The organism is Paraburkholderia phosphatilytica (assembly GCF_003443895.1).
In the GTDB taxonomy this organism is placed as follows: Bacteria; Pseudomonadota; Gammaproteobacteria; order Burkholderiales; family Burkholderiaceae; genus Paraburkholderia; species Paraburkholderia phosphatilytica.
In genome coordinates, this window is sequence record NZ_QQOA01000048.1 from 17,100 (window position 1) to 42,536 (window position 25,437).

Below are 25,437 nucleotides of genomic sequence, written 5' to 3' on the forward strand. Positions count from 1 at the left end.
TCGAAGCGTCGTGCGCCGTGTTGTATCGCGGCGCGGCGCAGACGCGATCTCTCTCTTGCTGTCACGGAGTTCATCATGGCCAAACCGCTTGCGGGCCTCGCGCACGATGCGCAGGATGCGCACGCGTTCGTCGACGCGTACCGCGATGCGTATCCGCACGACGTACTGACGGTGCGCGAACCGTTGTCCGCCGATCAGGACGTGACGGCGCTCGTCGCGGAGCTCGCGGCGCGCGGCCGGCATCCGTTGCTGGTCTGCGAGAACATCGAGGGCCTCGCCGCGCCGCTCGTGACCAACCTGTTCGCGTCTCGCGAGCGGATCGGCCGGATGTTCGGCGTCGCGCCCGATGCGCTGTTCGACGCGTATCAGCAGCGTGCCAATGCGCCGCTCGCACCGCGCATCGTGACGAGCGGCGCCGTGCTCGACTGCGTGACCGAAGGCGACGCCGTCGACCTCGCGCAGTTGCCGATGATCCGCCACTTCGAATCGGATCGCGGCCCGTATGTGACGAACGCGGTGATCGTCGCCGAAGATCCGGTGACGGGCATTGCGAACCTCAGCTACCACCGTTCGATGCGGCACGCGCGCAATGCGCTCGCGACGAGCCTGCATTCGCGTGGGCACCTGTGGCGGATGCTGCAGACCGCGAAGGCGCGCGGCGAAGCGCTGCCGGTTGCGATGGTGATCGGCGCGCATCCGTTCTTCATGCTGGCGGCGTCGGCGCGCGTGCCGTTCGGCGTCGACGAGCGGACCATTGCGGGCGGGCTGTTCGGCGCGCCGCTCGAACTGGTGCGCACGCCGCGCTACGGGATCGGCGTGCCCGCGAACGCGGAGTTCGTGCTGGAAGGTTCGATCGATCCCGATGCATGGGCAGAGGAGGGGCCGTTCGGCGAGTTCACCGGCTACTCGTCCGACCGTTCGACCAACAACGTGCTGTGCGTCGACACGGTGATGTGTCGGCGCGACGCGTGGCTCGTCGATGTGGTGGGCGGCCCGTACGCAGAACACCTGACGCTCGCGCGCCTGCCGCGCGAGGCGGAAATGAGCGAGAAGCTGAAGGCACGCTTTCCTGCGGTCAAGGCGCTGCATTACCCGAATTCCGGCACGCATTTCCACTGCTACGTGTCGCTCGAACAGAGCCGCGACGGCGAAGCGCGTCAGATCATGCTCGCGCTGCTCGGCTGGGACCCGTATCTGAAGAACGTCGTCGCGGTCGACAGCGATATCGACATCGCCAGCGACGAACAGGTGCTGTGGGCGATCGCGACGCACTTCCAGCCGCATCGCGATCTGTTCGTCGTCGACGGGTTGCCGGGCAGTCCGCTCGATCCTTCGTCGACGGCGCAGGGCACGACGTCCCGCATGGGCATCGACGCGACACGCGGTGCGTCGTTCGACGGCGTGCGCGCGGTGGTGGGCGACGCGGCGCGGCAACGCGCGCGCGCACTGCTCGATGCCGCGGCGGGAGTGCGGCGATGAACGCGCGCGCAAATTTCGCGGCGCCGAAGCTCGTCGTCGGCATCAGCGGTGCATCCGGCTTCGTCTACGGCGTGCGGCTGCTGCAACTGCTGCGCGAACTGGGCGTGGAGACGCATCTCACGCTATCGCGCAGCGCGCTGCTGACGATGGCGCACGAGACGGACTACCGGCTTGCGGAAGTGACGGCGCTCGCCGATTGCGTGTACCGCTGCGACGACATGGCCGCGGCGATTTCGAGCGGCTCGTTCCGCACGCTCGGCATGATCGTCGCGCCGTGCTCGATGAAGACGCTCGCGGAGATCGCGACCGGCGTGTCGTCCACGCTGATCTCGCGCGCGGCCGACGTGACGTTGAAGGAGCGCCGGCCGCTGGTGCTGCTTGCGCGCGAAACGCCGTTGACGCTCGCGCATCTGCGCAACATGACCGCGGTGGCGGAGATGGGCGCGATCGTCGCGCCGCCGGTGCCCGCGTTCTATGCGCGGCCCGCGACGCTCGACGCGATGATCGGCCACACGCTCGGCCGCGTGCTCGATCTGTTCGGTCTCGACGCCGGCACCGCGGTGCGCTGGCGCGAGGCTGAAGCCGAAGCCGAAGCGGCGACACCGCAACCTTTTGCATGAACCAGAGCGGGCGCTGACCCGCCACCTTTGAAAGACAGGAGACAGGCGATGAACCCGATTCACGAAACCCACCGCGAGATCGAACGCGTTCCGGTCACGGTATTGACGGGATTTCTCGGCGCGGGCAAGACCACGCTGCTGAACTACATCCTGCGAGAGAAACACGGCCGCAAGATCGCGGTGATCGAAAACGAGTTCGGCGAAATCGGCATCGACGGCGGCCTCGTGCTGGAGTCGACCGAAGAGATCTACGAGATGACGAACGGCTGCATCTGCTGCGTCGGCGCGGTGCGCGAGGATCTCGTGTGGATCGTGCGCACGCTGCTCGACCGGCCGGAGCGGCTCGATCACATCATCGTCGAAACGAGCGGGCTCGCCGATCCGTATCCGGTCGCGCAGACCTTTTTCATCGACGATCCGATCGCGCAGCAGGTGACGCTCGACGCGGTCGTGACGATGGTCGATGCGAAGCACGTCGGCCAGCATCTCGACGACATCGTGCTGGATGGTCGGGATAACCAGGCAGTCGACCAGTTGGTCTGTGCCGACCGGGTGGTGATCAACAAGGTCGATCTCGTCACGCCGGCGGAGATCGGCGCGCTGATGCACCGGGTGCGCGGGCTGAACGCCACCGCGGAGATCGTGACTTCGAGCTATGCGCGCGTCGATCTCGATCGCATTCTCGGCGTGGGCGCGTCGGAGTTCTCGCAGCAACTGGTGGAGTCGGACGCATCGTTCCAGCGCGCGGAAGATGCGCATGGACATGAGCACGAGCATCACGGCACGAGCGAGGATGCACATCAGCACGCGGACCACGACCATCACGCCCATCACGAAGCGGATCACGACGACCACGAGCACGACGACAGCGTGAGTTCGGTCGGCATCGAGGTGGAGGCGGACATGGATCTCGGCGCGTTGCAGACGTGGCTCGCGGAACTGCGCGCGGCGGACCAGACAGCGCTGTTCCGGATGAAGGGCATTCTCGCCGTGCAGGGTCAGTCGTATCGCTACGTGCTGCAAGGCGTGCACGACGTGATCGAGCTGCGCGCGGCGCAGGCGTGGGGCAGCGAGCCGCGCACGAGCCGCATCGTTTTCATCGGCCGCGATCTCGATCGTGCCGCGTTGACCGACCGCTTTCATGCGTGCGTAGCGGCGAGCGTCGCCGCCTGACCCGCATCGCCGCGGCCGGGCAACGCCGCAGCCGCACGACAGAACGATATCCAGGAGACACTCGATGAACACTGCAAGGCATCCCGTCGACCAGGTATTACCGAAGCGGCAGATGATCACGCTCGGTCTGCAGCACATGCTGGTCGCGTATATCGGCGCGATCGCGGTTCCGTTGATCGTCGCATCGGCGCTGAAGCTTTCCCCCGCGGACACCACCGTGCTGATCAGCACGGCGCTGTTCTGCTCAGGCGTCTCGACGCTGTTGCAGACGGCGGGCGTGTGGCGCTTCGGCGTGCGTCTGCCGATCCTGCAGGGCGTCGCGTTCAGCAGCGTCGGGCCGGTGATCGCGATCGGCACGAGCCCGGGCGTCGGCTTTCGCGGCGTGTGCGGCGCGGTGATCGCGGCGGGCCTGTTTACGCTCGTCGCGGCGCCGCTCGTCGGCCGGTTGCGGCGCTTCTTTCCGCCGGTCGTCACCGGCTGCATCGTGACGGTGATCGGCCTGCAGCTGTTCCCCGTCGCGTACGAATGGGCGGGCGGCGGGCGCGGCAGCGCGCAGTTCGGCGCACTGCCGTTTCTATCGGTGACGCTGCTCGTCGCGCTCGTGATTCTCGCGATCAACCGGTTCGGCAGGCCGTTCGTGCGCAATCTCGCGGTGCTGATCGGGCTCATCGTCGGCAGCGTGGTGGCGTGCCTGCTCGGCATGGGCAACTTCACGAACGTGAGTCACGCGCCGTGGCTGACCGTACCGGTTCCGTTCCACTTCGGCCTGCCGGTGTTTTCGGTGGTGCCGATCCTCACGATGATCGTCGTGATGGTCGTGCAGATGGTGGAGTCGATGGGCCTCTTCGTCGCGATCGGCGGTATCGTCGAGAAAGAAGTCAGCGAGGAAGACGTGATCCGCGGGCTGCGCGCGAACGGGCTCGCCAGCGCGATCGCGGGCATGTTCGCGGCGTTTCCGTTCATCGCGTTCATGGAGAACGTCGGGCTCGTGATCCTGACGGGCGTGCGCAGCCGCTGGGTCGTCGCGATCAGCGGCCTCCTGATGTGCGTCGTCGCGCTGGTGCCGAAGATCGGCGCGGTCGTCGCGTCGACGCCATCTGCAGCGCTAGGCGGTGCGGGCATTGCGATGTTCGGCGTGGTCGTCGCGGCCGGCGTGCAGACGCTCGCGAAGGTGGACTTCGAAAACAACCGCTACAACGTGCTGATCGTCGGCTTCACGATGGCGACCGCGCTGATTCCGGTGATGGCGCCGCAGGTGTTCAGGCAGATGCCCGAGTGGACCCAGCCGTTCCTGCAGAGCGGCGTGGTGCTCGCGTGTCTCGTGTCGGTGGTGCTGAACGCGCTCCTCAACGGCGCGCATGACGACATCGCGGTGGAATCGCACCACATGGTGCGCGAATGACGAAGCGCGTTTCGACAACCCGCCCAGGAGGCATGCAATCGTGAAAGCACAACCAGAAGCGCTGCTGATTCGCGAGCCGATCGCGGTGATGAGCGGGCTGCGCGGCGACGCGGCGAGACTCGGCAAGGTCGACATCCGCATCCGCGACGGACGCATCGACGAAATCGCGCCGGGGCTCGAGCCGCGCGATGGCGAGCGGTTGATCGATGCGCGTTCGTGCGTCGTCTATCCAGGCTGGGTCAACACGCACCATCATCTGTTCCAGAACCTGCTGAAGGCGGTGCCCGCCGGCATCAACGCCGATCTGCAGACGTGGCTCGCCGAAGTGCCGTATCCGCGCCTCGCGCGCTTCACGCCGGAGATGCTGCGCGTCGCGGCACGGCTCGGGTTCGCGGAGCTGCTGCTGTCCGGCGTGACGACCTGCGCGGATCATCACTATCTGTATCACGCGGACGGCACGACGGAGACCGGCGACCTGCTGTTCGACGAGGCGGCCGCGTTCGGGATGCGCTTCGTGCTATGCCGGGGCGGCGCGCTGCAGGCGGCGGGCGATCATCCGGGGTTTTCGAAGGTCGCGCTGAAACCGGAAACGCTCGACCAGATGCTCGGCGATATCGAGCGGCTGAAGTCGCGCTATCACGACCCGCGGCCGGACGCGCTGCGGCGTGTCGTCGTCGCGCCGACGACGCCGACGTTCTCGCTGCCGCCCGAACTGCTGCCGGAAGTCGCACGGGCGGCGCGCGGCATGGGCCTGCGGCTGCATACGCATCTGTCGGAGACGACGCGTTACGTCGACTTCTGCCGCGAGCGGTTCGGCAAGCTGCCGCTCGAGTTCGTCGCGGACCATGAGTGGCTGGGGCCCGACGTCTGGTTCGCGCACCTCGTGCACATGACGCCGGAGGAGATCGAGCTGCTCGCGGCGAGCGGCAGCGGGTGCTCGCATTGCCCGGTCAGCAACGCGCGGCTGGGCAGCGGTATCGCGCCGGCGCCGCGCATGGCGGCGGCCGGCGTGCCGATGTCGCTCGGGGTGGACGGCGTGGCGTCGAACGAGTCGGGCAGCATGACCAACGAAGCGCACTTCGCGTGGCTCGTGCATCGGGCGGCAGGCGGCGCTGCGGCAACGACGGTCGAAGAAACGATCCATTGGGGCACGGCAGGAGGGGCACGCGTGCTCGGGCTCGATGCGGTCGGCACGCTTGAAGTGGGCAAGGCGGCGGATCTGGTGCTGTACGACCTGGACGACGTGCGCTTCGGCGGCTTTCACGACGTCGCGATCGCGCCGGTTGCGGCAGGCGAGCCGGCGCGCGTGCGCTACAACATCATCGGCGGACGCGTGGCGGTGGAGGACGGCGAGATCCCGGGCGTCGATCGGGATGCGTTGCTGGCTGATGCGCGTGCGTTAGTCGAGCGACTGCTTGAGTGACGCGGCGGGCAGTGCGTCAGGAAGCCCTTTTCCTCTGTGCCGTTAGCGGTGATCGATCGGCGCCCGCTACGCCGTAAACATCGCGCGGCGTGATCTCCAGATGCTCCGCAAGCAGTTCGATAGCCTGCTCGGGTTCGCGCTTCAACACCGTCAGCATCAGCGCTTCGTGACGCTCGACGAAACCGTCGAGCGTCTGGGCGTCAGCCAGGATCACGTGACGGTAGCGGTTGGCCTGGTCGTAGAAGATCGACTGCAGCTCCATCAGTCTGTGTGACCGGCACGCGCCGAGCAGCGCTGTGTGAAAGCTCTTGTGCGCGGACTCGATCGTATGCCGCGCCTCCTCGGGACGCGCGTATGGGCGCGAGACCGCCATCGACAACTTCGCGAAGCTTCCCGCGATTTCCATCTCCCAATGCGTGTCGCCGTTGGCGATCGCATCGCGCAGCGCTTCCGCTTCAACCAGCACACGCATGCGCGTCAGGTCGAGCAGATCCTCCGGCGACAGTGGCGCAACGCGAAAGCCGCGACGCGTCTCGTTCGTGACGAAGCCAAGCGAAGTGAGCCTCGACAGTGCTTCGCGCAGAGGCGATGCTCCGACCTGGTACTGTTCCTTCAGCTGTTCGATACGCAGGTTGTGTTCAGGCGGCAGTGCGCCCGACACGATGTCCTCGACAAGACGCGCGAGGATTGCTTCGGTGAGTGTTTCTTTGGTTCCGGGATCCATGGCAGGCGATGACGCTGAGCATGCTGCGATCCTGCTACGCGTCGGGAATTTTGTCAACAAAACCTATTTTTATCGATAAACGGGTTTCTACCGATAGTTTGGCGGCTGTGGCGCGAGCATGATGCAGCCATCGAAGGAGCCCTTATGAAGACCGAGCACCTGCGTTTTATCGACCTGTCCGTCGCACTCGAAAACGACGTTCCTGCCGACCCGCCCGGCTTGCAACCGCGGATCCGTTATACCGGTCACCAGGATGGTGCCGGACAGATCGCCGCGATGTTTCCCGGCCTGCGTCCGGACGATCTGCCGGATGGCGAAGGCTGGGCCGTCGAAGATCTCGTGATGCATACGCACTGCGGTACCCATATGGATGCGCCGCTTCACTACGCATCGACGATGAACCGCGGCGAGCGCGCGATCGGTATCGACGAACTTCCGCTCGAATGGTGTTTTGCTCCGGGCGTCAAGCTCGATTTCCGGTCTCTTGCGCATGGCCACGTGGTCAGCGCGGAGGAGGTCGAGGCCGAACTGCTGCGAATCGGGCACATACTACGTCCTCGCGACATCGTGCTGGTGAACACCGCTGCCGCCGCGGCGTATGGAACGCCGGACTACATTCACAGCGGCTGCGGAATGGGCCGTGAAGCGACGCTCTATCTGCTCGAACGCGGCGTACGCGTAGTGGGCACGGACGCCTGGAGCTGGGACGCGCCGTTTTCCCATGTGCGTGCGCGTTTCGCGCAGACCGGCGACGTATCGATTATCTGGGAAGGCCACAAGGCGGGGCGCGAGATCGGTTATGGCCAACTCGAGAAACTGACCAACCTGCATCTGCTGCCCGCGACGGGTTTCACGGTGTCCTGTTTTCCCTACAAGATCAAGGCCGCGTCGGCTGGTTTTACGCGTGCGGTCGCTATTCTCGATAAGGAGTCCGACGCGTGAAACTCGCGACTTTTGTAACGGACAGCGGTGCGGAACGAGTCGGCATCGTCCATCCAGAGCGCGGACAGATGATCGATCTGCAGCTTGCCTGTCGCGCCGCGCACGGCGAGCCGCTGCCGGCATTTGCGAACATGCTCGAGCTGATCCGCGGAGGCGATAGAGCGCTCGACATCGCGCGCGAACTGGACAACCGGCACAGTGGCGGTGAATCCTTTGTCGTACCGCTTGACGCTATCCGCCTGCGCTCCCCGGTCCCAGTGCCTGAGCAGATCCGCGACTTCTCGACCTTCGATCTGCACATGCGCCAGGCTGGCGCTGCCGTTGCTCGTCTGCGCGCCGAGCGGCGGGGCGACGATCCTTCCGCATTGCCCACGCCCGGCCAGATATCGCTGCCGCCGGTCTATTTCGAGCAGCCGATCTACTACAAGGCAAACCGCTTCAATGTGGTCGGTCACGAGCATGAGATTCGCTGGCCCGCGCGAGCGCGACGGCTCGACTACGAGGCGGAATTCGGTGTGTTCATTGGTCGTGCCGGGCGGGACATCGACGCATGCAATGCACGCGCTCATATTTTCGGCTTCACGATCTTCAACGATTTTTCCGCACGCGATCTGCAGGAACGCGAGATGGAGGGGCCGTTCGGCCCGGCGAAAGGGAAAGACTTCGATACCGGCAACGCGATCGGACCATGGATCGTCACGGTCGATGAGATTGCCGATCCTTATGATCTGAGCGTCACCGTGCGGGTCAACGGCGAACCGTGGTCGCAGGGCTCGACGAAGGACATGCGACATCGGTTCGAACGCATCATCGAGCATGTATCGGCCGACGAGACCTTGCATGCCGGAGAGTTTCTTGGCTCCGGGACGGTCGGCGGAGGATGCGGGCTTGAACTCGACCGCTGGCTGCGCGACGGCGACGTGGTGGAGATCGAGATCGACGGCCTCAGCGTGCTGAGAAACCGCGTCGCAAAGCCATCAGATGTTTTTAAATATGCTTGATATATAGGAATACTGATCATGAACAATCGCTGGTTGGCGCTCGCCCTGCTGTGCGCCAGTGTGTTCCAGTTCACGCTGAACTGGTTCTGCATCGTTCCCGCGTTCCCATCCATTGCACACGAGTACGGGCTGGCGATTCCGCAGGTCGCCGCACTGGTTGCGGCGTTCGTCGGCGGGTACGGCGTGTGTCATCTGCCTGCCGGCTGGCTGTCCGCGCGCATCGGCATGCGGGGTGCGCTGCTCGTGGGCATTGCGATCGAAGCGATGGCATCCATTGCGGGTGCGTCCGTGTCGTCCTACCCGGTGATGCTCGTCACGCGCATCATCGCCGGCGCCGGGGGGGCGTGTTGTCTAGGGGCCGTCGTCGGGCTCGTCAGCGCATGGTTTCGCGAACAGGAACTGTCGCTCGCGATCGGTCTGACTACGGGCGTTGCGTTCTCCGTCGGGGCGGCAAGCGGGCTCTATCTGTGGGCGATGGTCGTTGCGGCGATTGGCTGGCGATCTGGCGTCATGGCCGCGGGAGCGGTCGGGCTCTCCGTCCTTGTGCTGGTTCTGCTGCTTCCAGTCGCGCCGCGCGCGGAAGAGAGCGAGGTTGCCGGTGGTCATCTCGACCTGCGCGCAGTGCGCCGCGTGCTCGGAAACAGCACGCTTTGGTGGTGGGGACTCAGTATCGTGGGTTCATATGGCGCATTCTTCACGATCGCGCAGCTTCTGCCGATCTACGCGGAGCGCATCCTGCATTTCTCGCCTACCGAAGGTGGCCGGCTCGGCGCGCTGCTGCTGCTGAGCGGCATTCCCGCGGCGCTGGCGGGCGGCTGGTTGTCCGACCGCTTCGGCAGGATCAAGCTCCTCATCTGCGGGTCGTTCATTGTCAGTGGGCTGGTGATCGTTGCGCTACCGAAGCTGGATGCCTCCGGCCTTCACGTTGCCGCGATCGCGATTGGCCTGGTGACGATGGTCGGGCTCACGCCGTGGTTCAGCGTGCCGGCGATGTTTCCCGACCGCATCCCGCTGCACGACGTGCCGGCGGCCTCGGGCCTGATGCTGTCGCTCGCTGCGCTCGGCGGGTTTGCCGTGCCGCTTGGATTCGGCCACATTGTCGCTGCTTCAGGCTTTCAGGGCGGATGGTGGTTCCTCGGCGTGGTCGCCATTGCATTCACGCTATTCGGCATTTTCGCCCCCGCTCCACGGCGCGGAGCGGGGATGACGGTCGAGGCCCGCGCGGAAGTTCCATAACGAGTCCAACGCGTTGCCTGGAAGTCAGTGCGGTACTGCATAGCGAAATCAATTTTTCCGGATTATGTAGTAGTACAAAATAAATAGGGTAAAAATGGAAACTCTCGCTCGATCCGTCACCTCGATTCTGGCTGTGCTGTGCATGTTGCCGAATGCTTCCGCATTCGCTCAGTCGAGCGTCTCCCTGTATGGTCAGGCAGACGTGTTCGCTGCGGCAACGAAGGAGCCTAGTGCAGCCAATGCATGGGTCGAGGGCGGTGGCGGCATGTCCACCTCTTACTGGGGCGTCAAAGGATTTGAGGATCTTGGCGGAGACGCCCGGGCGCTGTTCACGCTCGAAAGCTTTTTTCAGCCGCAGAATGGAGCGGCAGGGCGCTATCCGGGCGATGTATTTTTCGCGCGCAATGCATATGTCGGCATCGAGTCTTCGTATGGAACGTTCACGGCCGGACGGCAAACGACCGATATGTTCGTTGCCACCATCCTGTTCAATCCGTTCGCCGATTCGTTCACGTTTTCGCCGATCGTGTTGCAGACCTACCTGGGAGAAGGCGGACAGGGTCTTGTCGGCGATACGGGCTGGAGCAACGCCGTCGCCTTTCACTCACCGCTCTTCAACGGCCTGACAGGCGGCGCGATGTATGCGTTCGGCAACGCAGCCGGCGACGCAGGACTGCATAAGTGGGACGCCCAGCTTCTGTACTTCCACGGTCCTTTTTCGGCTACGGTGGATTATCAGTACGTGAACTACAGCGCGGTGGCCGGCGATATCGGTTCCGCCTTGCCTGGTGTTCCGGGCCTCCAAAGTCAGAGCACGGTCCAGTTCGCCGCGACGTATGACTTCAAGGTCGTCAAGCTGTACGCCCAGTATCTTCACGTCCAGGATCACGTCGAACCAGGCGGGTTCGGTGTCAGCACAGGTCAGGCGGGGGCAAGCATTCCGCTTGGTTCGGGTACCGTGCTCGCCTCATATGCGTATTCGAAGCGCAGCGGTTCGTCGGGCGTGCGCCGCCGCACCTGGGCGGTGGGATACGACCTTCCGCTGTCGAAGCACACCGACGTCTATGCCGCCTACCTGTCCGACAGTCTCACCGGACAATCGACAGGCAATACAGCGGGCATTGGCATCAGAGTGAAGTTCTGAGGCGGACGAACGAGGACACGTGGCGCCTGGGTTGGGGGGCTACGCGGAATCCACACCGATCTCTATTGGCGCTACCCGTCACCTGGCGACGAAAACGCCAGCGTGACGGCAAAGCCGCCAGTTTCAGGGAAAGCGAAGACGACTCGCCCGCCGTGCGCTTTCATCACTTCCTGCACGATCGCGAGCCCAAGGCCCGAGCCTGTGCCGCGCTCGGCCCCATCCTCGCCGAGCCGCTCGAACGGACGCAGCACCATCTCCCAGTGTTCGCGAGGAATGCCGCGGCCATTGTCCGTCACGGTCAGCGTCACGGCCTCGTGCAGCGACGCGACGCGGACGCCGATCTCGTCGGCCTTGCCGTGCAGCAGCGCGTTGTGCAGCACATTCGATAGCGCTTCCTGCAGGCTGATCGGATCGCCGGCAATGCAGACCTGCCGCGCGTCGCTTTCGAACGCCACCCGCACGTCGCGTGCGTCGGCGAGCGGGATGGTGCGACCGAGCACTTCCTTCGCCAGACCGACCAGTTCCACCGGCTGCAGCGGGACGACCTCGGTGCGATGAGTCACCATCGCGTGATTCAGCAACTGCCCGGTGAGCCGGCCGACGTCCGCGGACGTTGCGCGCAGCGCGTCGAGACGCGCCGCGTAGCGCGCCGGATCGGTCTCGCTGTCGAGCAGCTCGATCTGTGCGTCGAGTCGCGCGAGCGGTGTGCGCATCTGGTGCGCAGCGTCGGCGATGAAGCGCTGCATGATCGTCATCCGGTCCGCGAGGCGGCGCAGCAGGCCGTTGATCGCGCCGATGATCGCGTCGATTTCGCTCGGCGTGTCAGCCGCAACTGGGCGCAGGTCGGCGGGATCGCGCGCGGCGATGATCGTCTCGATCTGCGCGAGCGGGCGCAGGCCGCGCCGGATCGCGAGACCGCTTGCGCCGATCGCGAGCACGCTCATCAGCAGGATCAGCGTCCACACCTTGAAGCTCATGTCGTTCGTCAACTGCTGCCGGGCGTGCGTCGTCTGCGCGACCGTCACCACGGCCCAGCCCGGCGTGCGTTCCTCCGGCATATAGCGGGCGATAACCGCCATCCGGATGCGCTGCTGCTGGTACCTGCCGTTCGCGAACTCGGGACCTTGCCGGCCGGCGACGGCGCTCACCGGGCTCTGCAGGTCGCCGGAGCCTGCCACCACGACGCCGCGCGAATCGACCACCTTGTAGTAGACGAGGTCGTAACTCGACAGCGTCGACAGCGCGGCCACCGGTGGATTGAGCGCGAGCACGCCGCCCTGCACGTAGAGATTCTCCGCGACCTGGATGGCCGCGCCCGCCAGCAGCTGGTCGTAAGCGCGCTCGGACGCGACGCCCGCGTAGTACCGCGCGATCATCGCGAGCGCCGCCGCGCCCGACGCGACGACCAGCGCGATGAACAGCAGCGTGCGGCCGAACAGCGTCTTCGGGAACCAGTCAGAGCGTCGCAATCTGATACCCCATGCCGCGCGCGGTGCGAATCTCGACCGAACTGCCTTGCAGCTTCCTGCGTACGCGCGTGACGTATTGCTCGACCGCGTTTGCGGTCGGCTCGTTGCCGAAGCTGAACAGCTGGTTCAGCAGTTCGTCTTTCGAAAAGATGCGCTGCGGACGGCTGGCGAGGATTTCCAGCAGCGCGAACTCCTGGCGGGAGAGCGACAGCGGCTTGCCGTCGAGTTCGGCGAGCCGGCTGCTGCGGTCGATCGCGAGGCCGCCGAGCTTGACGAGGTCGTTCGCATGGCCGCTGTTGCGGCGAAGGAGCGTTTGCACGCGGGCTTCGAGCTCGCGATAGTCGAACGGCTTGACGAGATAGTCGTCGGCGCCGAGCCCGAGGCCGCTCACGCGATCGTCGATCGCCGAGCGCGCGGTAACGAGCAGTACGGGCGTCGTGGAGCCCGCGGCGCGCAGGTTACGCAGGATCGCGAAGCCGTCCGTCGTGGGCAGCATCACGTCGAGCACGACGAGATCGAAACGCTCGACGCGCAGCAGGCTGTTCGCCATTGCGCCGTCCGCTTCCAGATCCACGGCGTGCCCGAGCCGCGTCAGCCGGCTCTGGATCGCCGCACCGATTTCCGTGTCGTCCTCCACTACCAGAATGCGCATGGTGCCGTTCCTGCCGATCTTCAATTCGATTGAGGGTTTCCCCGGGGAGCCGATGTCAGCATTTTCTCAGACTCACTCGATAATCTTGCGAAGCATGAGTCATGCGGCGACGACCGCATTATTACCAGAGGAGACCACGACATGCACCAGGGGGAGGGCCGCGGAGGTCATCGCGCAAGGCCTTCGCCGCGCCGCCGCGCGCTGATCGCGGCCGGTCTCGGCGCGGCGCTCGCACCTGCGCTGGTGCGCTCGTCGAATGCACGAACGGTGCGGATCTCGAAGGGCTATGGCCTGCTGTATCTGCCGCTGCTCGTGATGGAGAAGGCGCGGCTGTTCGAGCGTCATGCCGCCCGTCACGGGTTGCGCGACGTGAGCGTCGAGTGGGTGCTGCTCGACGGCGGCAATTCGGTCGACGATGCGGTGATGGCCGGCACGCTCGACTTCGCCGCCGCGGGCGCGCCCGGCTTCATCGAGTTGTGGGCGCGGGCGCGCGGCATTCCGAACGTCGAGGTGATCGGCATCAGCGGGCTTTCGACGACGTCGCTGTCGCTCAACACGAACCGGTCGCAGATCGCATCCCTCGGCGACTTCACGCCGTCCGACCGGATCGCGGTGCCGGGCATCCGCACCTCGCTCTCGGCGGTGGTCCTGCAGATGGTCGCAAGCAAGCTGCTCGGGCCGGGGCATTTCGCGCGGCTCGACTCGATCACCATCAGCCTGCCGCATCCGCAGGCGATGCAGGCGCTGCTCCGGCGCGAGAGTGGCGTCACCGCGCACTTCACGTCGCCGCCGTTCTCGACGCTCGAATTGCGGCAGCCGGGCATTCATCGGGTCGTTGATTCGATCGACGTCCTCGGCCCGCTGACACTCGATGTCGTATTTGCCCCGAAGCGGCTGATCGATGCCGAGCCCGCGCTCGCGACGGCATTCATCGGCGCGCTCGACGAAGCGAACCGCCTGATCGCTCAGGATCGCAAGGCCGCTGCCGCGATCTATGTTGCTTCGTCGCGCGTCGACGTATCGCGCGACGACGTGATGCAGATGCTCGCCGCGCCAGAGACGCGCTTTTCGGTGTGGCCCGACCTGCTGATGGACTACGTCGAATTTCTCTACATGGTCGGCACGATCAAGGCGAAACCGCGCACCTGGAACGAGATGTTCGTGACGACGCTCGCCGGCTTCCATCCGACGTAGTGCTTGCGTTACCCCTGAATTTTTCCGTTCGATTTCCTGCTCGCGCGCTACCACCTGGGCGCAGCAGACTGAACCGTAGAAGACCGAAGCCACTGAGGAGTCTGTAGTGAACGCCGCCCCGCACCTTGAATCCCAATCCGCGAAAGAGCGGCACGTCATGTCGAAGATGGCGCGCCGCCTGATGCCGATTCTCGTCGTGATGTTCCTGATTTCGTTCATCGACCGGCAGAACGTCGGGTTCGCGAAGCTGCAGATGGTGCACAGTCTGCATATGACCGAGGCCGCGTTCGGTCTCGCTTCTTCGCTGTTCTTCATCGGCTATCTGCTGTTCGAAGTGCCGAGCACGCTTGCGCTGCATCGCTTCGGCGCGCGCGTGTGGCTCGCGCGAATCATGCTCACGTGGGGCGCGATTACCGTGCTGATGGGCTTCACGACCTCGATGCAGGTGTTCTGCGGGCTGCGCTTCGCGCTGGGCGTCGCCGAGGCCGGCTTCTATCCGGGCGTGATCTATTACCTGACGCTGTGGTTCCCGCAAAGCTATCGGGCACGCGTGCTTGGCATCTTCACGCTCGGCAGTGCCCTCGCGAACATGCTGGGCTCGCTCGTGGGCGGCTGGCTGCTGAGCCTGAACGGCGTCTGGGGCCTCGCGGGCTGGCAGTGGGTGTTCATCGCGACCGGTATTCCCGCCGTGCTGGTCGCCATCGCGGTGTTCAGGCTGCTGCCGGCGTCGTACCGGGAGGCGCGTTTCCTGAGCGAGGACGAGAAGCAGGTCGTCGCGGCTGCGCTCGAGCGCGAGAAGCCGGAGCACGCGGAACACGCGCAGCCCTGGAAGGCGCTGCTCGATCCGCGCGTGATGCTGTTCGCCGCAACCTACATGCTGATGTCGACGTCGCTGTACGGCGTGACCTACTGGCTGCCGACGCTCGTCAAATCGTTCGGCGTGTCGAGCGGCATGAACGGCATGTTGAGCATGCTGCCCTGGGCACTATCGGTGTTGCTGCTGCTGTACCTGCCGGCGAAGCTGCGCCGCGCGAAGAGCATCCTGCGGGCGATCGCGATCGTCGCCGCGCTCGGTGCGCTGGGTTTCCTGCTGAGCCTCGTGCTGCCCTCGACGCCGCTGCGCTTCGTCGCGCTCGTGCTGGGCGGCGCGTGCATTCCGCTGCTGTATCCGTGCTTCTGGTCGATGCCGCCGCGCTACTTCACCGGCGCGCGCGCGGCGGCGAGCGTCGCGGCGATCAATTCGATCGGCAATCTCGGCGGCTTTTTCAGCCAGAATCTGATGCCGCTCGCCGGCAAGCTCACTGGAACCGCGTTTGGACCGATGATCGTGCCGATCGTCTGTCTTGCCGTGCTCGGACTGGGCGCCATGACCGCGTGGGTGCGGTCGGAACGCGCGATCGCGGCTGTGGCGGCATGAGAGGGCTTCGATCATGACCTTGTTGCCCAATATGAAGGTTGCCACGCAGCTTGCGACGGCTTTCGCATTGATCGGGTTGCTGTTGCTCGCGCTCGGAGCGGGCTCGCTGGTCGAAGTCCGCGGCGAGAACGCACACGTCTCGCAGTTGCGGGACCGCTGGCTGGGCGGCATGCGAGCCAGTCTGGAACTGAGAGACGCGCTTTCCAATCTGCGGCTGTCGGAGTACCGGCTCGCGGCGGCATCGTCGGTAGCGGATGCGCAGGCCGTGGATTCCCGCATGCCTCCGCGCGTCGAGGCTTACGATCGTGCCAATGCCGAGCTTCAAAAGTTTATCCGCGAGCCTGAAGAGGCCAGCGTGTTCGCTGAAATTCAAAAGCTGATGCCGCGCTACATGGCGTTCAACATGCAGGTGCGAAGCCTGGCGACGCAAGGGCAGACGGATCAGGCGATGGCGATCCTCAAAGGTAAATCCGGTCCCATTCGCGATGCCATCGACAAAGACATTCAAACCATCGCGGACCACTTCGAAAAGGGCGCCGCGAACGAGGGCGCGGCGGCCGAATCTGCGTATCGCGACACCGTCAGGCTGGTGGCGATCCTGGTCGTCGTGGCCCTCGCTTGCGCTGTGGTTCTGGCCACGCGGATTTCGCGCTCGCTGACCCGGCAGCTCGGCGGCGAGCCGGGCGAAGCCGCCGAGATTGCCAATGCCGTGGCCAGTGGCAATCTGCGTGTCGCCGTCCCGCTCAGGCCGGGCGACGACATCAGCCTGATGCATTCGCTCAGCGCGATGAAGGCGCAATTGATCGCGATCGTCCGGCACATACAACACACGAGCGAAACCATATCCGTCACCGCTGGCGAAATCGCGCAAGGCAACGCCGATCTCTCGCAGCGTACGGAGGAGCAGGCGGCGTCGCTTGAGGAAACGGCTTCGACCATGGAGCAGATCACGAGCACGGTCCGCCTGAATGCGGACAACGCAAAACTGGCAAGCGGATTCGCCGATTCGGGATCGACTGTCGCGCAACGCGGCGGCCGGGAGATCGGTCAGGTGGTGTCGTCCATGCAACACATCTCGGGCAATTCGAGCCGGGTCACCGAGATCATCGGCGTGATCGAAGGCATCGCGTTTCAGACCAACATCCTTGCGCTGAACGCCGCAGTCGAGGCGGCTCGCGCGGGCGAACAAGGCAAAGGCTTCGCGGTGGTCGCCGGCGAAGTGCGCGCGCTTGCGCAACGTTCCGCCGAGGCTGCAAAGGAGATCAAGGCATTGATCACGGAATCGGTCGCCCAGATCGCGGCGGCATCGGATCTGGTGGAAGATGCCGGGTGCACGATGACGGAGATCGTGGCGTCCGCCACGCGAACCACGGGCATCATGACGGAAATCGCTTCAGCCGCCGAAGAACAAAGCACGGCGATCGCACAGGTCAATATCGCGGTCACGCAGATGGACCAGGTGACGCAACAAAATGCGGCGCTGGTCGAGCAGGCCACCGCGGCGGCGTTCTCCCTGGATCAGCAGGCAGCCCAGTTGCGGGACGCGGTGGCCGTTTTTAGTGTCGATGCACGGGAAACTCCGTTGGCAGGCGTCGGCGCTTCGAAGACTGCCCCTTATACTGGCGTGCTCCAGGTTTGAATTCGTGGGCATTTCCGAAGAGTACGGGCAGCGTCACGCGCTGACCCGGAACGCCTGATTCGTCACTGTCGAATATCAGGCCGTTTCCGCTTCGCTTAAAATCCTCCGGATTATCACGGCAAGCGTGCTACCAATCGCCGCTGTGTGAGGGTGTCCGAGCGATATAACGTCCAATGTGGGCGATGCGAGAGCCGTTACTTCCAACCGGGAACTTCCGAGAACGGCCACAAAGAAACGGTCGGCAGTTCTACGACGCAGTCAGTTACTGATTCCTGAGCCGACATTCCCATTCGTGCGGCGACCGCCCATTGGATGGATTCGATGCACGGAGCCAGGCTGGAGAGATCAGTGTCTTCACGTGTTAGGATCGGCTAACTCCTGCGCACCTTTGCCGGACCACGTCGCCGATATCGAGGGTAATCAGCATGCCCGTCAACTATTTTCGCGGTTTCACGAAGCCTGAGCGCAGCGATGCCACAAATCGTCGTCTCGGGCGATCTCTCGCGTTCGTCGCTGGAGCGGCCAACGCCGGCGGATTCTTTGCCGTGGGGCAGTACACATCCCACATGTCTGGCATTGTGTCGTCGGTGGCCGATAACCTTGCGCTCGGCGACCTCAAGCTGGTGGTGGCCGGGGTGGGCTCCTTGCTGTCATTCCTCGTGGGGGCGGCCACATCAGCCATCCTGATTAACTGGGGGCGGCGTAAGCACTTTCATAGTCGATACGCAATGCCGTTGATGTTCGAGGCGTCGCTGCTTCTCTTCTTTGGCTTACTGGGCTCGAATCTGGAAGCGCGCCAGGTACTGTTTGTGCCGGCTACTGTCTGCCTTCTTTGCTATGTGATGGGATTGCAGAACGCCATGATCACAAAGATTTCAAAAGCAGAGATTCGGACCACACACGTCACTGGTCTCGTGACAGATATTGGCATCGAGCTTGGAAAGCTGCTCTATTGGAATACCGGGGCAATGTCAGACGACCTGGTCTGCAGTGATCGAAATAAGCTGCGACTACTTGGTTCGTTGTTAATGTCGTTCCTGGCTGGCGGACTTACTGGCGCAGTTGGCTTTAGACACCTGGGATTTGTGGCCACCATCCCTCTTGCAATCGTTCTTCTTAGTCTCGCCGTAGTCCCAATCTTCGACGACATACTCGCGTACCGCAGTTAGGCGAAACGCAGAGCAGCATTGCCTGAAAGGTGTCTGCATTTGCGCGTAAAGCGGACATGAATCCGCAGTCGAGAAGGGGCAGTCGAGTCGCCGTAAGCCTGCGACCCCCTGGCCGATCCGCGTCGCGGGAATCCCGGAATTCGACTGGTCGTTTCGCGCAGGCCAGCGGCCCTGGAGCGCACGCCTCCAAATGTGCGCGGAGCTTTGCAGACGTCCGTCAGACGGTATCAGCCCGGCGCGTCACATAACGCCGCGTACACTATCGCTTTGGAAAACCGGGGGCGCATATGGCTCTATCGGATTTCATCGAAGCAAACCTCGATGTGCTGATTGACGATTGGACGAATATCGTTCGCCATTCAGCTGGTGATGCTATGCGGCAATCAACAACCTCGCTGCCGGACTCATCTCGAGCGCAATCGTCCTGCAGGCGCATGGTCCAGAGAGCGTAACCGGCGCCCTGCTGATTGGTGTAGATCTTGGTCCGAATCTGTCGATCACTGGATCATTGGCGACCATCCTCTGGCTCACGGCGATTCGCCGGGAGAGCGAGCAGGTGAGCTTGATGTAGTTCTTCAAGGTAGGCACAGCAGTCATGTCGCCCACCTTCGTGTTGACGTTGGCTGCGCGGCTGCTTGTTGCTCACTAGATAACCTGTATGGGGTGCAATCGATGAGGAGTGCGTGGCGCTAAGAATTTGGTGCCGTCAACTGACTTGATTGCTCCAGCAGCTTCATGGCTGGGCTCGGTAAAATCCCGTGCCGGCGTCGAAACGCGGTTAACTTGCGTCGACCCACTACGCCAGGAACCTGGAGTGTATCGAATACGCCCGCTTTACTTTCAATGACATACATCGGCTCGGCGATGCAGATGAGGAATCCTGATCGTGTGACGAGGCTCTTCTGCACGGTAGTCGAACGTGTTTCAACCACTACGTTGGGCAAGCCGGGCCCTTGCTCGGCGAAGGCCTGCCGCATATGTTCAAACGGTGCTGTACCACGTGGCGGGATCGCCCGTTGTTCGCCGACCGTGTCTGCGATCATGAGGCTCGGCTTACTCCATGCCCTGTTTCAATGCCCCGCTGATCCAGCGCTCTTCGGAAGCCATGAGATGTGCGCGCATCGCTGTTTGCGCCGCGATGGGGTCGCCGGCCTGCAAAGCCTTGAGAACAGCCTCATGTTCCTGCACGGCTGCCGTCCAGGTCTGGACGCTTTCAGTGTGACCTCGCATCGCGGCTGCAATTGGATCGTGGCGGCTGTCGAACAACTCTCCCACATAGCGGCTGAGTACCGAATTGCCCGCAGCTTCCGCGATCAGCATATGGAATTGCCGGTCCGCCTCAACAGGCGATTTGCCGGCGGCGGCCAGCCGGCGCATCCGCTCGACCGTGCGACGTAACCGATCCAGCATGGCTGCGGTCGTATGGGCCGTGGCAAGCACGACCACACTGCCTTCGATGGCCGCTCGTGCCTGCATCAATTCCGATGGGCTGTCGCCTAGCGCGGCCACCGTACCCGCGGCGTTCTCACCCGCCTCGCGGACATAGACGCCCGCTCCCATCCGGATTTCCACCTGGCCGCCAATCTCCAGCGCGATCAACGCTTCGCGCAGCGACGGTCGCGACACGCCCAGTTTCAGCGCGAGTTCACGCTCGGGCGGCAGCCGTTCTCCAGCCGGAAAGTCGCCCTGTCGGATCAACGCGAGGATCTGGGTGGCGACGGATTGGTAAAGCCGCTTGGGTTCTGTCGATTTCATCGAGTGGGTGAAAGGGAACGCCGTGTGGGGCCGTAGAGCGTGTGTCGAAGTCTAGCATGACGGCTTGTAACCGTTGTCACGTGGGCGATTGGCGACCCTGTTAGGGTTTTTGCTAGAGGTAAGATCAATATAGATAAATACATATTGGCTTGACCAAATAGTAGATTTTGGCTTTAATCCGTCTAAATTGGACTGACCGCATGCACGGTCGGCTGGACATGGAGACGTAATGACAGCGCCCTGTGGTTCATCAAGCCTCGTCGTTGCCGATCGAGACGCTCCTCCGGGTCGTGAGATCCTGCGTCTCGAGGGCGTAGTGAAGCGATTTCCCGGCGTAGTCGCCCTTGACGGCATCCGTCTGGACCTTCGAGCGGGAGAGGTTCACGCGGTTTGCGGCGAGAACGGGGCCGGCAAATCGACGCTGATGAAAATCATCAGCGGCCAGTACCAGCCTGACGAAGGCACCATCCGTTACCGCGACGCCGAGGTCCGGTTCGGTTCGACGTCCGAGGCACAGGCCGCGGGGATCGCGATCATTCACCAGGAGTTGAACCTGGTTCCGCATTTGAGCGTGGCGGAGAACCTCTACCTCGCCCGCGAGCCGAAGCGCGGCCCGTTCGTCGATACCCGCAAGCTCAACGCCGACGCAGTGCTCTGCCTGCGACGGATCGGCCTGGATGTCGCTCCCACGACGCTGGTGGGCACGCTGTCGATCGCGCAGCAACAGATGGTGGAAATCGCGAAGGCGCTTTCGTTCGATTCGAACGTGCTGATCATGGACGAACCGACGTCCTCTTTGACCGAATCGGAAACCGCCCAGCTTTTTCGAATCATTCAGGAACTCCGCGCGGCCGGTGTCGCGATCCTGTACATATCGCATCGCCTCGACGAGATGGCGCAGATCGTCGATCGCGTGACGGTGCTGCGCGACGGCCGGCATATCTCCACAGACGATTTCGCCGCGTTGACGGTGAATGACATCGTCGCGCGCATGGTGGGGCGCTCCCTCGACGATGCCTACCCCGCGCGAAAGTCCACGCCCACCGGAGATGTGCTGCTCAGCGTGCGCGATCTGCGCCGCAACGAGGTATTTGGCCCTGTGTCGTTCGAGCTGAGTCGAGGCGAAATTCTCGGCTTTGCCGGCCTCATGGGGGCCGGCCGCACCGAGGTTGCCCGAGCGATTTTTGGTGCGGACCGGCTGGACGAGGGAGCGATCGAACTGCATGGCAAGCGCGTGACGATCCGCTCGCCGAGAGAAGCGATTCGTCATGGCATTGCTTACCTGTCGGAGGACCGCAAGCAGGAGGGCCTCGCGCTCGGGATGTCCGTCGCCGCGAACATCACGCTTTCCAATGTCGGTGGCATCTCGTCGCGGACGGGCTTCCTGCGCTTCGATGAAGAGGCCGCGATCGCGCGTCGCTACGTGCATGACCTGGCCATCCGCACGCCATCGGTCGAGCAGATCGTTCGCAACCTGTCAGGCGGCAATCAGCAGAAGGTCGTGATCGGTAAATGGCTGTACCGGGGATCGAAGATCCTGTTCTTCGACGAGCCCACGCGCGGAATCGACGTGGGTGCGAAGTTCGCCATCTACGGGCTGATGGATCAACTCGCCGCGGACGGTGTCGGCGTCGTGCTGATCAGTTCGGAGTTGCCTGAACTGCTCGGGATGACCGATCGGATCGCCGTCTTTCACGAGGGCCGGATAACGGCCGTTCTCGAAACGAAACAAACCAGTCAGGAGGAGATCATGCACTTTGCTTCGGGGCGTACCCATGCTTGAAATGACATCGGATCGTAGCCAGCCCGCCGATCGCTCGGCGCGGCAGCGGCGTCGCGACCTCATTCAGAAGTTCGCGGCCCTGGGTAGCCTGGTTGCACTCGTGATTGCGTTTTCGATCACCAGTTCGGCATTCTTTTCGGTCGGCAACATGATGACCGTCAGTTTGCAGGTGACGTCGATCGCTTACCTGGGCGTTGCCGCCACGTGCGTCATCATCACCGGCGGCATTGACCTGTCGGTCGGGTCGGTGCTTGCGCTCGCGGGCGTTTCGGCCGCGTTGCTCACCAAGGCGGGCATGCCGGTGCCCGTTGCCATGCTGTGCGGGGTGCTGGTAGGTGCGCTGTGCGGATACGTCAACGGTATCTGCGTCACGCGCATGGGCTTGCCGCCATTCATTGCGACGCTCGGCATGATGCTGGTCGCTCGCGGTCTCGCGCTGCAGATTACCGGAGCAAGGCCGGTTTCGGATCTCAGCAGCGCGTTCAGTGTTCTGGGCAACGGCGCGTTGTTCCGGGTCTCGCATATCGGTGCCGATGGATTTCCGGATACGACATTTCCGGGTGTTCCCTATCCCGTCGTCATCATGGTCATGTTCTTCATCGCGGGCGCCATCCTGCTATCGAAGACCTCGCTCGGCCGGCACATCTACGCGGTCGGCTCCAACCCCGAAGCGGCCCGTCTTTCAGGCGTCGACGTTCGAGGGGTGACGATGTTCACCTATGTGCTTTCCGGCGCATTGGCTGGCGTGACGGGCTGCGTGCTGATGTCCCGTCTCGTGACCGGGCAACCCAACGAAGGGGTCATGTACGAACTTGATGCGATCGCGAGCGCCGTGATCGGCGGCACGTCGCTGATGGGAGGCGTCGGCACGATCTCGGGCACGGCCATCGGCGCGTTCGTGATCGGCGTGCTGCGCAACGGCCTGAACATGAACGGGGTATCCAGTTTCATCCAGCAGATCATCATCGGCGTCGTGATTCTCGGCACCGTGTGGATCGATCAGTTGCGAAGCAAAAAGCGGTAATCAAACGCAGTTCAACCATGAAAAAAGAGGAGCGAGACATGCAAAGACTTTCTATTTTCGCGGCATCGGCGATGTTGTGCGCCGCGTTCAGCACAGGCGCGTATGCCGCGGGCGGCGAAATCGCCGTGATCGTCAAGACCGTCAATTCGAACTACTGGCAAAACGTGCAAAAGGGCGCGCAAACCGCGCTCAGCGACGCGAAGGGATACACGATGACCTTCCAGGGGCCGGCGGCCGAATCCGATATCGCGGATGAGGTGAACATGGTCGAGAATGCCGTCAACCGGCACGTCGCGGGTATCGTGCTCGCGCCGTCCGATCCCGACGCGCTCGTACCGGCTATCAAGAAAGCATGGGAGGCGCATATCCCGGTCGTGCTGATCGACTCCGCCCTCTCCGATTCCGGCAAGCAGTACTACCAGTCGTTTCTGTCGACCGACAACGAGAAGGCCGGTGAGCTTTGTGCGCAGGCCTTGATCGACCGCGTCGGCCAGAGCGGAAAGATCGCGCTCATGTCCTACGTGCCGGGTGCCGGATCGGAAATCGGGCGTGTCGGCGGCTTCAAGAAATACCTCGCGGCACATTCGAAGTTGCAGGTCGTCGGTCCGTACTACTCGCAGTCCCAGATGGCGACGGCGTTGAATCAGACCACCGATGTGCTTTCGGCCAATCCGGATCTGAAGGGAATTTTCGGTGCGAACGAGCCGACTGCCATTGGTGTGGGGCGAGCGCTCAAACAGTCCGGGAAGGCAGGAAAAGTCGTCGCGATCGGGTTCGACGGTAATCAGGATCTGCAAAACTTCGTGCGCGACGGGACGATCCAGGGGATCGCCGTGCAGGGCTCCTATCAGATGGGGTACAAGGGCATCCAGACCGTCGTGAACGTCATCGAACATAAGCCTGTTTCGAAGGATATCGATACGGGCGTGGTGATGGTCGACAAACAAAACCTCGATTCCCCCACAGCGAAGAACGTTCTTTACTGACGACACTCCTGGTTCGCGTCGCCGCGCTTGCGCGGTCGACGCGGACCGGTTTGGGCATCCGTTCAATGATCGACGCAGTCAATCACGTATCACCCGATGATCAATGCTCGCGAAATGCGTACCCTGCCGCGCAGTGGAGTAGAACTGACGGCCCTGGGTCTCGGATGTTCTCAGCTCGGCGGCCTGTACCGTCCGATCTCGTCGGCCGATTCAGAGGCGCTCGTCGATGCTGCGTGGTCGGCTGGCCTGCGCTACCTCGATACGGCGCCATACTACGGATACACGCTTTCCGAACGCCGCGTTGGACAGTCGCTCGTGGCGCATGACAGAGACGCTTTCGTACTGAGCACGAAGGTGGGCCGACTGATGCGTCCCGATGCCGGCGTGCAGCCCGGAGACGATGGGTGGGCCGAGCCGTTGCCCTTTCAGCCGGTCTTCGATTACAGCTACGCCGGCATCATGCGCTCTTACGAAGATAGTCTGCAGCGGCTCGGGGTGGCTCGCATCGACATCCTGTACGTGCATGACATCGGGGCCATGACCCATGGTGAGAATCACCGGCACTACTGGGCTCAACTGACCGAAGGCGGTGGTTTTCGGGCATTGACACAGTTGCGCGAGAGCGGCGCGATCCGTGCGATCGGCCTCGGTGTCAACGAGTGGGAAATCGTCGTTGATGCGATGAACGAGGCGCCCCTGGATGTCGTCCTCCTGGCCGGCCGGTACACGCTGCTCGAGCAGACAGCGCTCGAACCGCTGCTCGACGCTTGCGTGCGGGCCCGCACGGCTATCGTTGTGGGCGGTGTGTTCAATTCCGGCGTGCTGGCCGGCAATGGCAAATTCAACTATGGCGATGCGCCTCCCGAAGTCGTAAAGAAGGTGCAGCGCTTAACCGAAGCGTGTGGGCGTTTCGATGTCCCCCTGCCGGCGGCTGCAATGCAATTCCCTTTTGCTCACCCGGCTGTCGTTTCGTGCGTCGTGGGCGCGCGCAGCGTTGCGCAATTGCAGCAGAACATCGCATGGTTCGAGCGTCCGATACCGCAGCAGTACTGGCAGGCCTTGAGCGACGAAGGACTGATTGCCGCCAATGCGCCTGTTCCCAAGGGCCACGCGTGACGCATGCATATCGGGATTGCTCGCAACTCGCGAGACGAGCGGTAAGCGCCGCGGGCGCCGATTTGCCATCAGCTTTGCCACGCATGATT

22 protein-coding genes and 1 pseudogene are annotated in these 25,437 nt (G+C 63.5%); 18 read left to right on the plus strand and 5 right to left on the minus strand.

What is annotated here, in order from left to right; genetic code table 11:
- Positions 1-75 precede the first annotated feature (75 nt).
- The 5 genes from DVS29_RS31900 to DVS29_RS31920 all read left to right on the plus strand — a co-directional run bounded on the left by DVS29_RS31900 (position 76) and on the right by DVS29_RS31920 (position 6,097).
- Positions 76-1,479 (plus strand): UbiD family decarboxylase, encoded by a 1,404-nt coding sequence (locus tag DVS29_RS31900; RefSeq protein WP_118184525.1) that lies wholly within the window; start codon positions 76-78, stop codon positions 1,477-1,479.
- Entirely contained in the window at positions 1,476-2,099 is a 624-nt protein-coding gene (locus tag DVS29_RS31905) for a UbiX family flavin prenyltransferase (RefSeq protein WP_118184526.1), read from the plus strand. The genes DVS29_RS31900 and DVS29_RS31905 overlap by 4 nt, the downstream gene beginning before the upstream one ends.
- Before the next feature lie 48 nt (positions 2,100-2,147).
- Positions 2,148-3,272, plus strand: coding sequence for a CobW family GTP-binding protein (locus tag DVS29_RS31910; RefSeq protein ID WP_118184527.1), 1,125 nt, complete (start codon positions 2,148-2,150; stop codon positions 3,270-3,272).
- A gap of 64 nt (positions 3,273-3,336) precedes the next feature.
- Positions 3,337-4,674 (plus strand): nucleobase:cation symporter-2 family protein, encoded by a 1,338-nt coding sequence (locus tag DVS29_RS31915; RefSeq protein WP_118184528.1) that lies wholly within the window; start codon positions 3,337-3,339, stop codon positions 4,672-4,674.
- 40 nt (positions 4,675-4,714) lie between these two features.
- The gene (locus tag DVS29_RS31920) at positions 4,715-6,097 is read left to right on the plus strand and encodes an isoxanthopterin deaminase (RefSeq protein WP_276314357.1); all 1,383 of its coding nucleotides are present in this window, start codon (positions 4,715-4,717) and stop codon (positions 6,095-6,097) included.
- A gap of 16 nt (positions 6,098-6,113) precedes the next feature.
- On the opposite strand, the gene DVS29_RS31925 is transcribed toward DVS29_RS31920, so the two are convergent.
- Positions 6,114-6,821, minus strand: a complete 708-nt coding sequence (locus DVS29_RS31925) for a GntR family transcriptional regulator (RefSeq protein ID WP_118184530.1) — start codon at positions 6,819-6,821, stop codon at positions 6,114-6,116.
- A gap of 144 nt (positions 6,822-6,965) precedes the next feature.
- Here DVS29_RS31925 and DVS29_RS31930 point away from each other — a divergent pair, with 144 nt between their 5' ends.
- The 4 genes from DVS29_RS31930 to DVS29_RS31945 all read left to right on the plus strand — a co-directional run bounded on the left by DVS29_RS31930 (position 6,966) and on the right by DVS29_RS31945 (position 11,144).
- Complete coding sequence (locus DVS29_RS31930) at positions 6,966-7,763, plus strand: cyclase family protein (RefSeq protein WP_118184531.1); 798 nt, start codon at positions 6,966-6,968, stop codon at positions 7,761-7,763.
- Positions 7,760-8,764 carry a fumarylacetoacetate hydrolase family protein gene (locus DVS29_RS31935; protein ID WP_118184532.1) on the plus strand — a complete coding sequence of 335 codons (1,005 nt, stop codon included), beginning with the start codon at positions 7,760-7,762 and terminating at the stop codon, positions 8,762-8,764. The genes DVS29_RS31930 and DVS29_RS31935 overlap by 4 nt, the downstream gene beginning before the upstream one ends.
- A gap of 18 nt (positions 8,765-8,782) precedes the next feature.
- On the plus strand, positions 8,783-10,000 hold the full coding sequence (locus DVS29_RS31940) for an MFS transporter (protein ID WP_118184533.1): 1,218 nt from the start codon (positions 8,783-8,785) through the stop codon (positions 9,998-10,000).
- Positions 10,001-10,094: 94 nt separating this feature from the next.
- Entirely contained in the window at positions 10,095-11,144 is a 1,050-nt protein-coding gene (locus tag DVS29_RS31945; RefSeq protein ID WP_118184534.1) for a porin, read from the plus strand.
- Between the two features lie 71 nt (positions 11,145-11,215).
- Here DVS29_RS31945 and DVS29_RS31950 read toward each other — a convergent pair whose 3' ends face one another.
- Entirely contained in the window at positions 11,216-12,613 is a 1,398-nt protein-coding gene (locus DVS29_RS31950; protein ID WP_118184535.1) for a sensor histidine kinase, read from the minus strand.
- Positions 12,600-13,265 carry a response regulator transcription factor gene (locus tag DVS29_RS31955; RefSeq protein WP_118184552.1) on the minus strand — a complete coding sequence of 222 codons (666 nt, stop codon included), beginning with the start codon at positions 13,263-13,265 and terminating at the stop codon, positions 12,600-12,602. Before DVS29_RS31955 ends, DVS29_RS31950 begins: the two co-directional genes overlap by 14 nt.
- A 141-nt stretch (positions 13,266-13,406) precedes the next feature.
- On the opposite strand from DVS29_RS31955, the gene DVS29_RS31960 reads away from it, so the two are divergent.
- From DVS29_RS31960 to DVS29_RS38035, 5 genes and pseudogenes are all read left to right on the plus strand, one after another.
- On the plus strand, positions 13,407-14,459 hold the full coding sequence (locus tag DVS29_RS31960) for an ABC transporter substrate-binding protein (protein WP_118184536.1): 1,053 nt from the start codon (positions 13,407-13,409) through the stop codon (positions 14,457-14,459).
- Positions 14,460-14,616: 157 nt separating this feature from the next.
- A complete protein-coding gene (locus DVS29_RS31965) occupies positions 14,617-15,876 on the plus strand; it encodes an MFS transporter (protein ID WP_420816180.1) in 1,260 nt (419 codons plus the stop codon).
- A gap of 13 nt (positions 15,877-15,889) precedes the next feature.
- Positions 15,890-17,515 (plus strand): methyl-accepting chemotaxis protein, encoded by a 1,626-nt coding sequence (locus DVS29_RS38205; RefSeq protein WP_118184538.1) that lies wholly within the window; start codon positions 15,890-15,892, stop codon positions 17,513-17,515.
- A 425-nt stretch (positions 17,516-17,940) separates the two neighbouring features.
- A complete protein-coding gene (locus tag DVS29_RS31975; protein ID WP_118184539.1) occupies positions 17,941-18,684 on the plus strand; it encodes a YoaK family protein in 744 nt (247 codons plus the stop codon).
- 382 nt (positions 18,685-19,066) lie between these two features.
- A pseudogene (locus DVS29_RS38035) lies at positions 19,067-19,333 on the plus strand (ArsB/NhaD family transporter); the annotation flags it as partial.
- 40 nt (positions 19,334-19,373) lie between these two features.
- On the opposite strand, the gene DVS29_RS31985 reads toward DVS29_RS38035, so the two are convergent.
- On the minus strand, positions 19,374-19,727 hold the full coding sequence (locus DVS29_RS31985) for a type 2 periplasmic-binding domain-containing protein (protein ID WP_240655912.1): 354 nt from the start codon (positions 19,725-19,727) through the stop codon (positions 19,374-19,376).
- 10 nt (positions 19,728-19,737) lie between these two features.
- On the minus strand, positions 19,738-20,439 hold the full coding sequence (locus tag DVS29_RS31990; RefSeq protein WP_118184540.1) for a FadR/GntR family transcriptional regulator: 702 nt from the start codon (positions 20,437-20,439) through the stop codon (positions 19,738-19,740).
- Between the two features lie 229 nt (positions 20,440-20,668).
- Here DVS29_RS31990 and DVS29_RS31995 point away from each other — a divergent pair, with 229 nt between their 5' ends.
- The 4 genes from DVS29_RS31995 (at position 20,669) to DVS29_RS32010 (ending at position 25,348) form a co-directional block, all read left to right on the plus strand.
- A complete protein-coding gene (locus DVS29_RS31995) occupies positions 20,669-22,222 on the plus strand; it encodes a sugar ABC transporter ATP-binding protein (RefSeq protein WP_118184541.1) in 1,554 nt (517 codons plus the stop codon).
- Positions 22,215-23,246: an ABC transporter permease gene (locus DVS29_RS32000; RefSeq protein ID WP_118184542.1), complete on the plus strand. Its 1,032-nt coding sequence runs from the start codon at positions 22,215-22,217 to the stop codon at positions 23,244-23,246. Before DVS29_RS31995 ends, DVS29_RS32000 begins: the two co-directional genes overlap by 8 nt.
- A 38-nt stretch (positions 23,247-23,284) precedes the next feature.
- Positions 23,285-24,232, plus strand: coding sequence for an ABC transporter substrate-binding protein (locus DVS29_RS32005; protein ID WP_118184543.1), 948 nt, complete (start codon positions 23,285-23,287; stop codon positions 24,230-24,232).
- Between the two features lie 99 nt (positions 24,233-24,331).
- On the plus strand, positions 24,332-25,348 hold the full coding sequence (locus DVS29_RS32010; RefSeq protein ID WP_118184553.1) for an aldo/keto reductase: 1,017 nt from the start codon (positions 24,332-24,334) through the stop codon (positions 25,346-25,348).
- The last annotated feature ends 89 nt before the right edge of the window (positions 25,349-25,437 follow it).

What these genes read in the sequence shown, in the direction of transcription:
- DVS29_RS31900 (WP_118184525.1), top strand. Translation starts at nt 76, where the DNA reads ATGGCCAAACCGCTTGCGGGCCTCGCGCACGATGCGCAGGATGCGCAC.
- DVS29_RS31905 (WP_118184526.1), top strand. Translation starts at nt 1,476, where the DNA reads ATGAACGCGCGCGCAAATTTCGCGGCGCCGAAGCTCGTCGTCGGCATC.
- DVS29_RS31910 (WP_118184527.1), top strand. Translation starts at nt 2,148, where the DNA reads ATGAACCCGATTCACGAAACCCACCGCGAGATCGAACGCGTTCCGGTC.
- DVS29_RS31915 (WP_118184528.1), top strand. Translation starts at nt 3,337, where the DNA reads ATGAACACTGCAAGGCATCCCGTCGACCAGGTATTACCGAAGCGGCAG.
- DVS29_RS31925 (WP_118184530.1), bottom strand. Translation starts at nt 6,821, where the DNA reads ATGGATCCCGGAACCAAAGAAACACTCACCGAAGCAATCCTCGCGCGT.
- DVS29_RS31930 (WP_118184531.1), top strand. Translation starts at nt 6,966, where the DNA reads ATGAAGACCGAGCACCTGCGTTTTATCGACCTGTCCGTCGCACTCGAA.
- DVS29_RS31940 (WP_118184533.1), top strand. Translation starts at nt 8,783, where the DNA reads ATGAACAATCGCTGGTTGGCGCTCGCCCTGCTGTGCGCCAGTGTGTTC.
- DVS29_RS31945 (WP_118184534.1), top strand. Translation starts at nt 10,095, where the DNA reads ATGGAAACTCTCGCTCGATCCGTCACCTCGATTCTGGCTGTGCTGTGC.
- DVS29_RS31955 (WP_118184552.1), bottom strand. Translation starts at nt 13,265, where the DNA reads ATGCGCATTCTGGTAGTGGAGGACGACACGGAAATCGGTGCGGCGATC.
- DVS29_RS31960 (WP_118184536.1), top strand. Translation starts at nt 13,407, where the DNA reads ATGCACCAGGGGGAGGGCCGCGGAGGTCATCGCGCAAGGCCTTCGCCG.
- DVS29_RS31965 (WP_420816180.1), top strand. Translation starts at nt 14,617, where the DNA reads ATGTCGAAGATGGCGCGCCGCCTGATGCCGATTCTCGTCGTGATGTTC.
- DVS29_RS38205 (WP_118184538.1), top strand. Translation starts at nt 15,890, where the DNA reads ATGACCTTGTTGCCCAATATGAAGGTTGCCACGCAGCTTGCGACGGCT.
- DVS29_RS31975 (WP_118184539.1), top strand. Translation starts at nt 17,941, where the DNA reads ATGCCCGTCAACTATTTTCGCGGTTTCACGAAGCCTGAGCGCAGCGAT.
- DVS29_RS31985 (WP_240655912.1), bottom strand. Translation starts at nt 19,727, where the DNA reads ATGATCGCAGACACGGTCGGCGAACAACGGGCGATCCCGCCACGTGGT.
- DVS29_RS31990 (WP_118184540.1), bottom strand. Translation starts at nt 20,439, where the DNA reads ATGAAATCGACAGAACCCAAGCGGCTTTACCAATCCGTCGCCACCCAG.
- DVS29_RS31995 (WP_118184541.1), top strand. Translation starts at nt 20,669, where the DNA reads ATGACAGCGCCCTGTGGTTCATCAAGCCTCGTCGTTGCCGATCGAGAC.
- DVS29_RS32000 (WP_118184542.1), top strand. Translation starts at nt 22,215, where the DNA reads ATGCTTGAAATGACATCGGATCGTAGCCAGCCCGCCGATCGCTCGGCG.
- DVS29_RS32005 (WP_118184543.1), top strand. Translation starts at nt 23,285, where the DNA reads ATGCAAAGACTTTCTATTTTCGCGGCATCGGCGATGTTGTGCGCCGCG.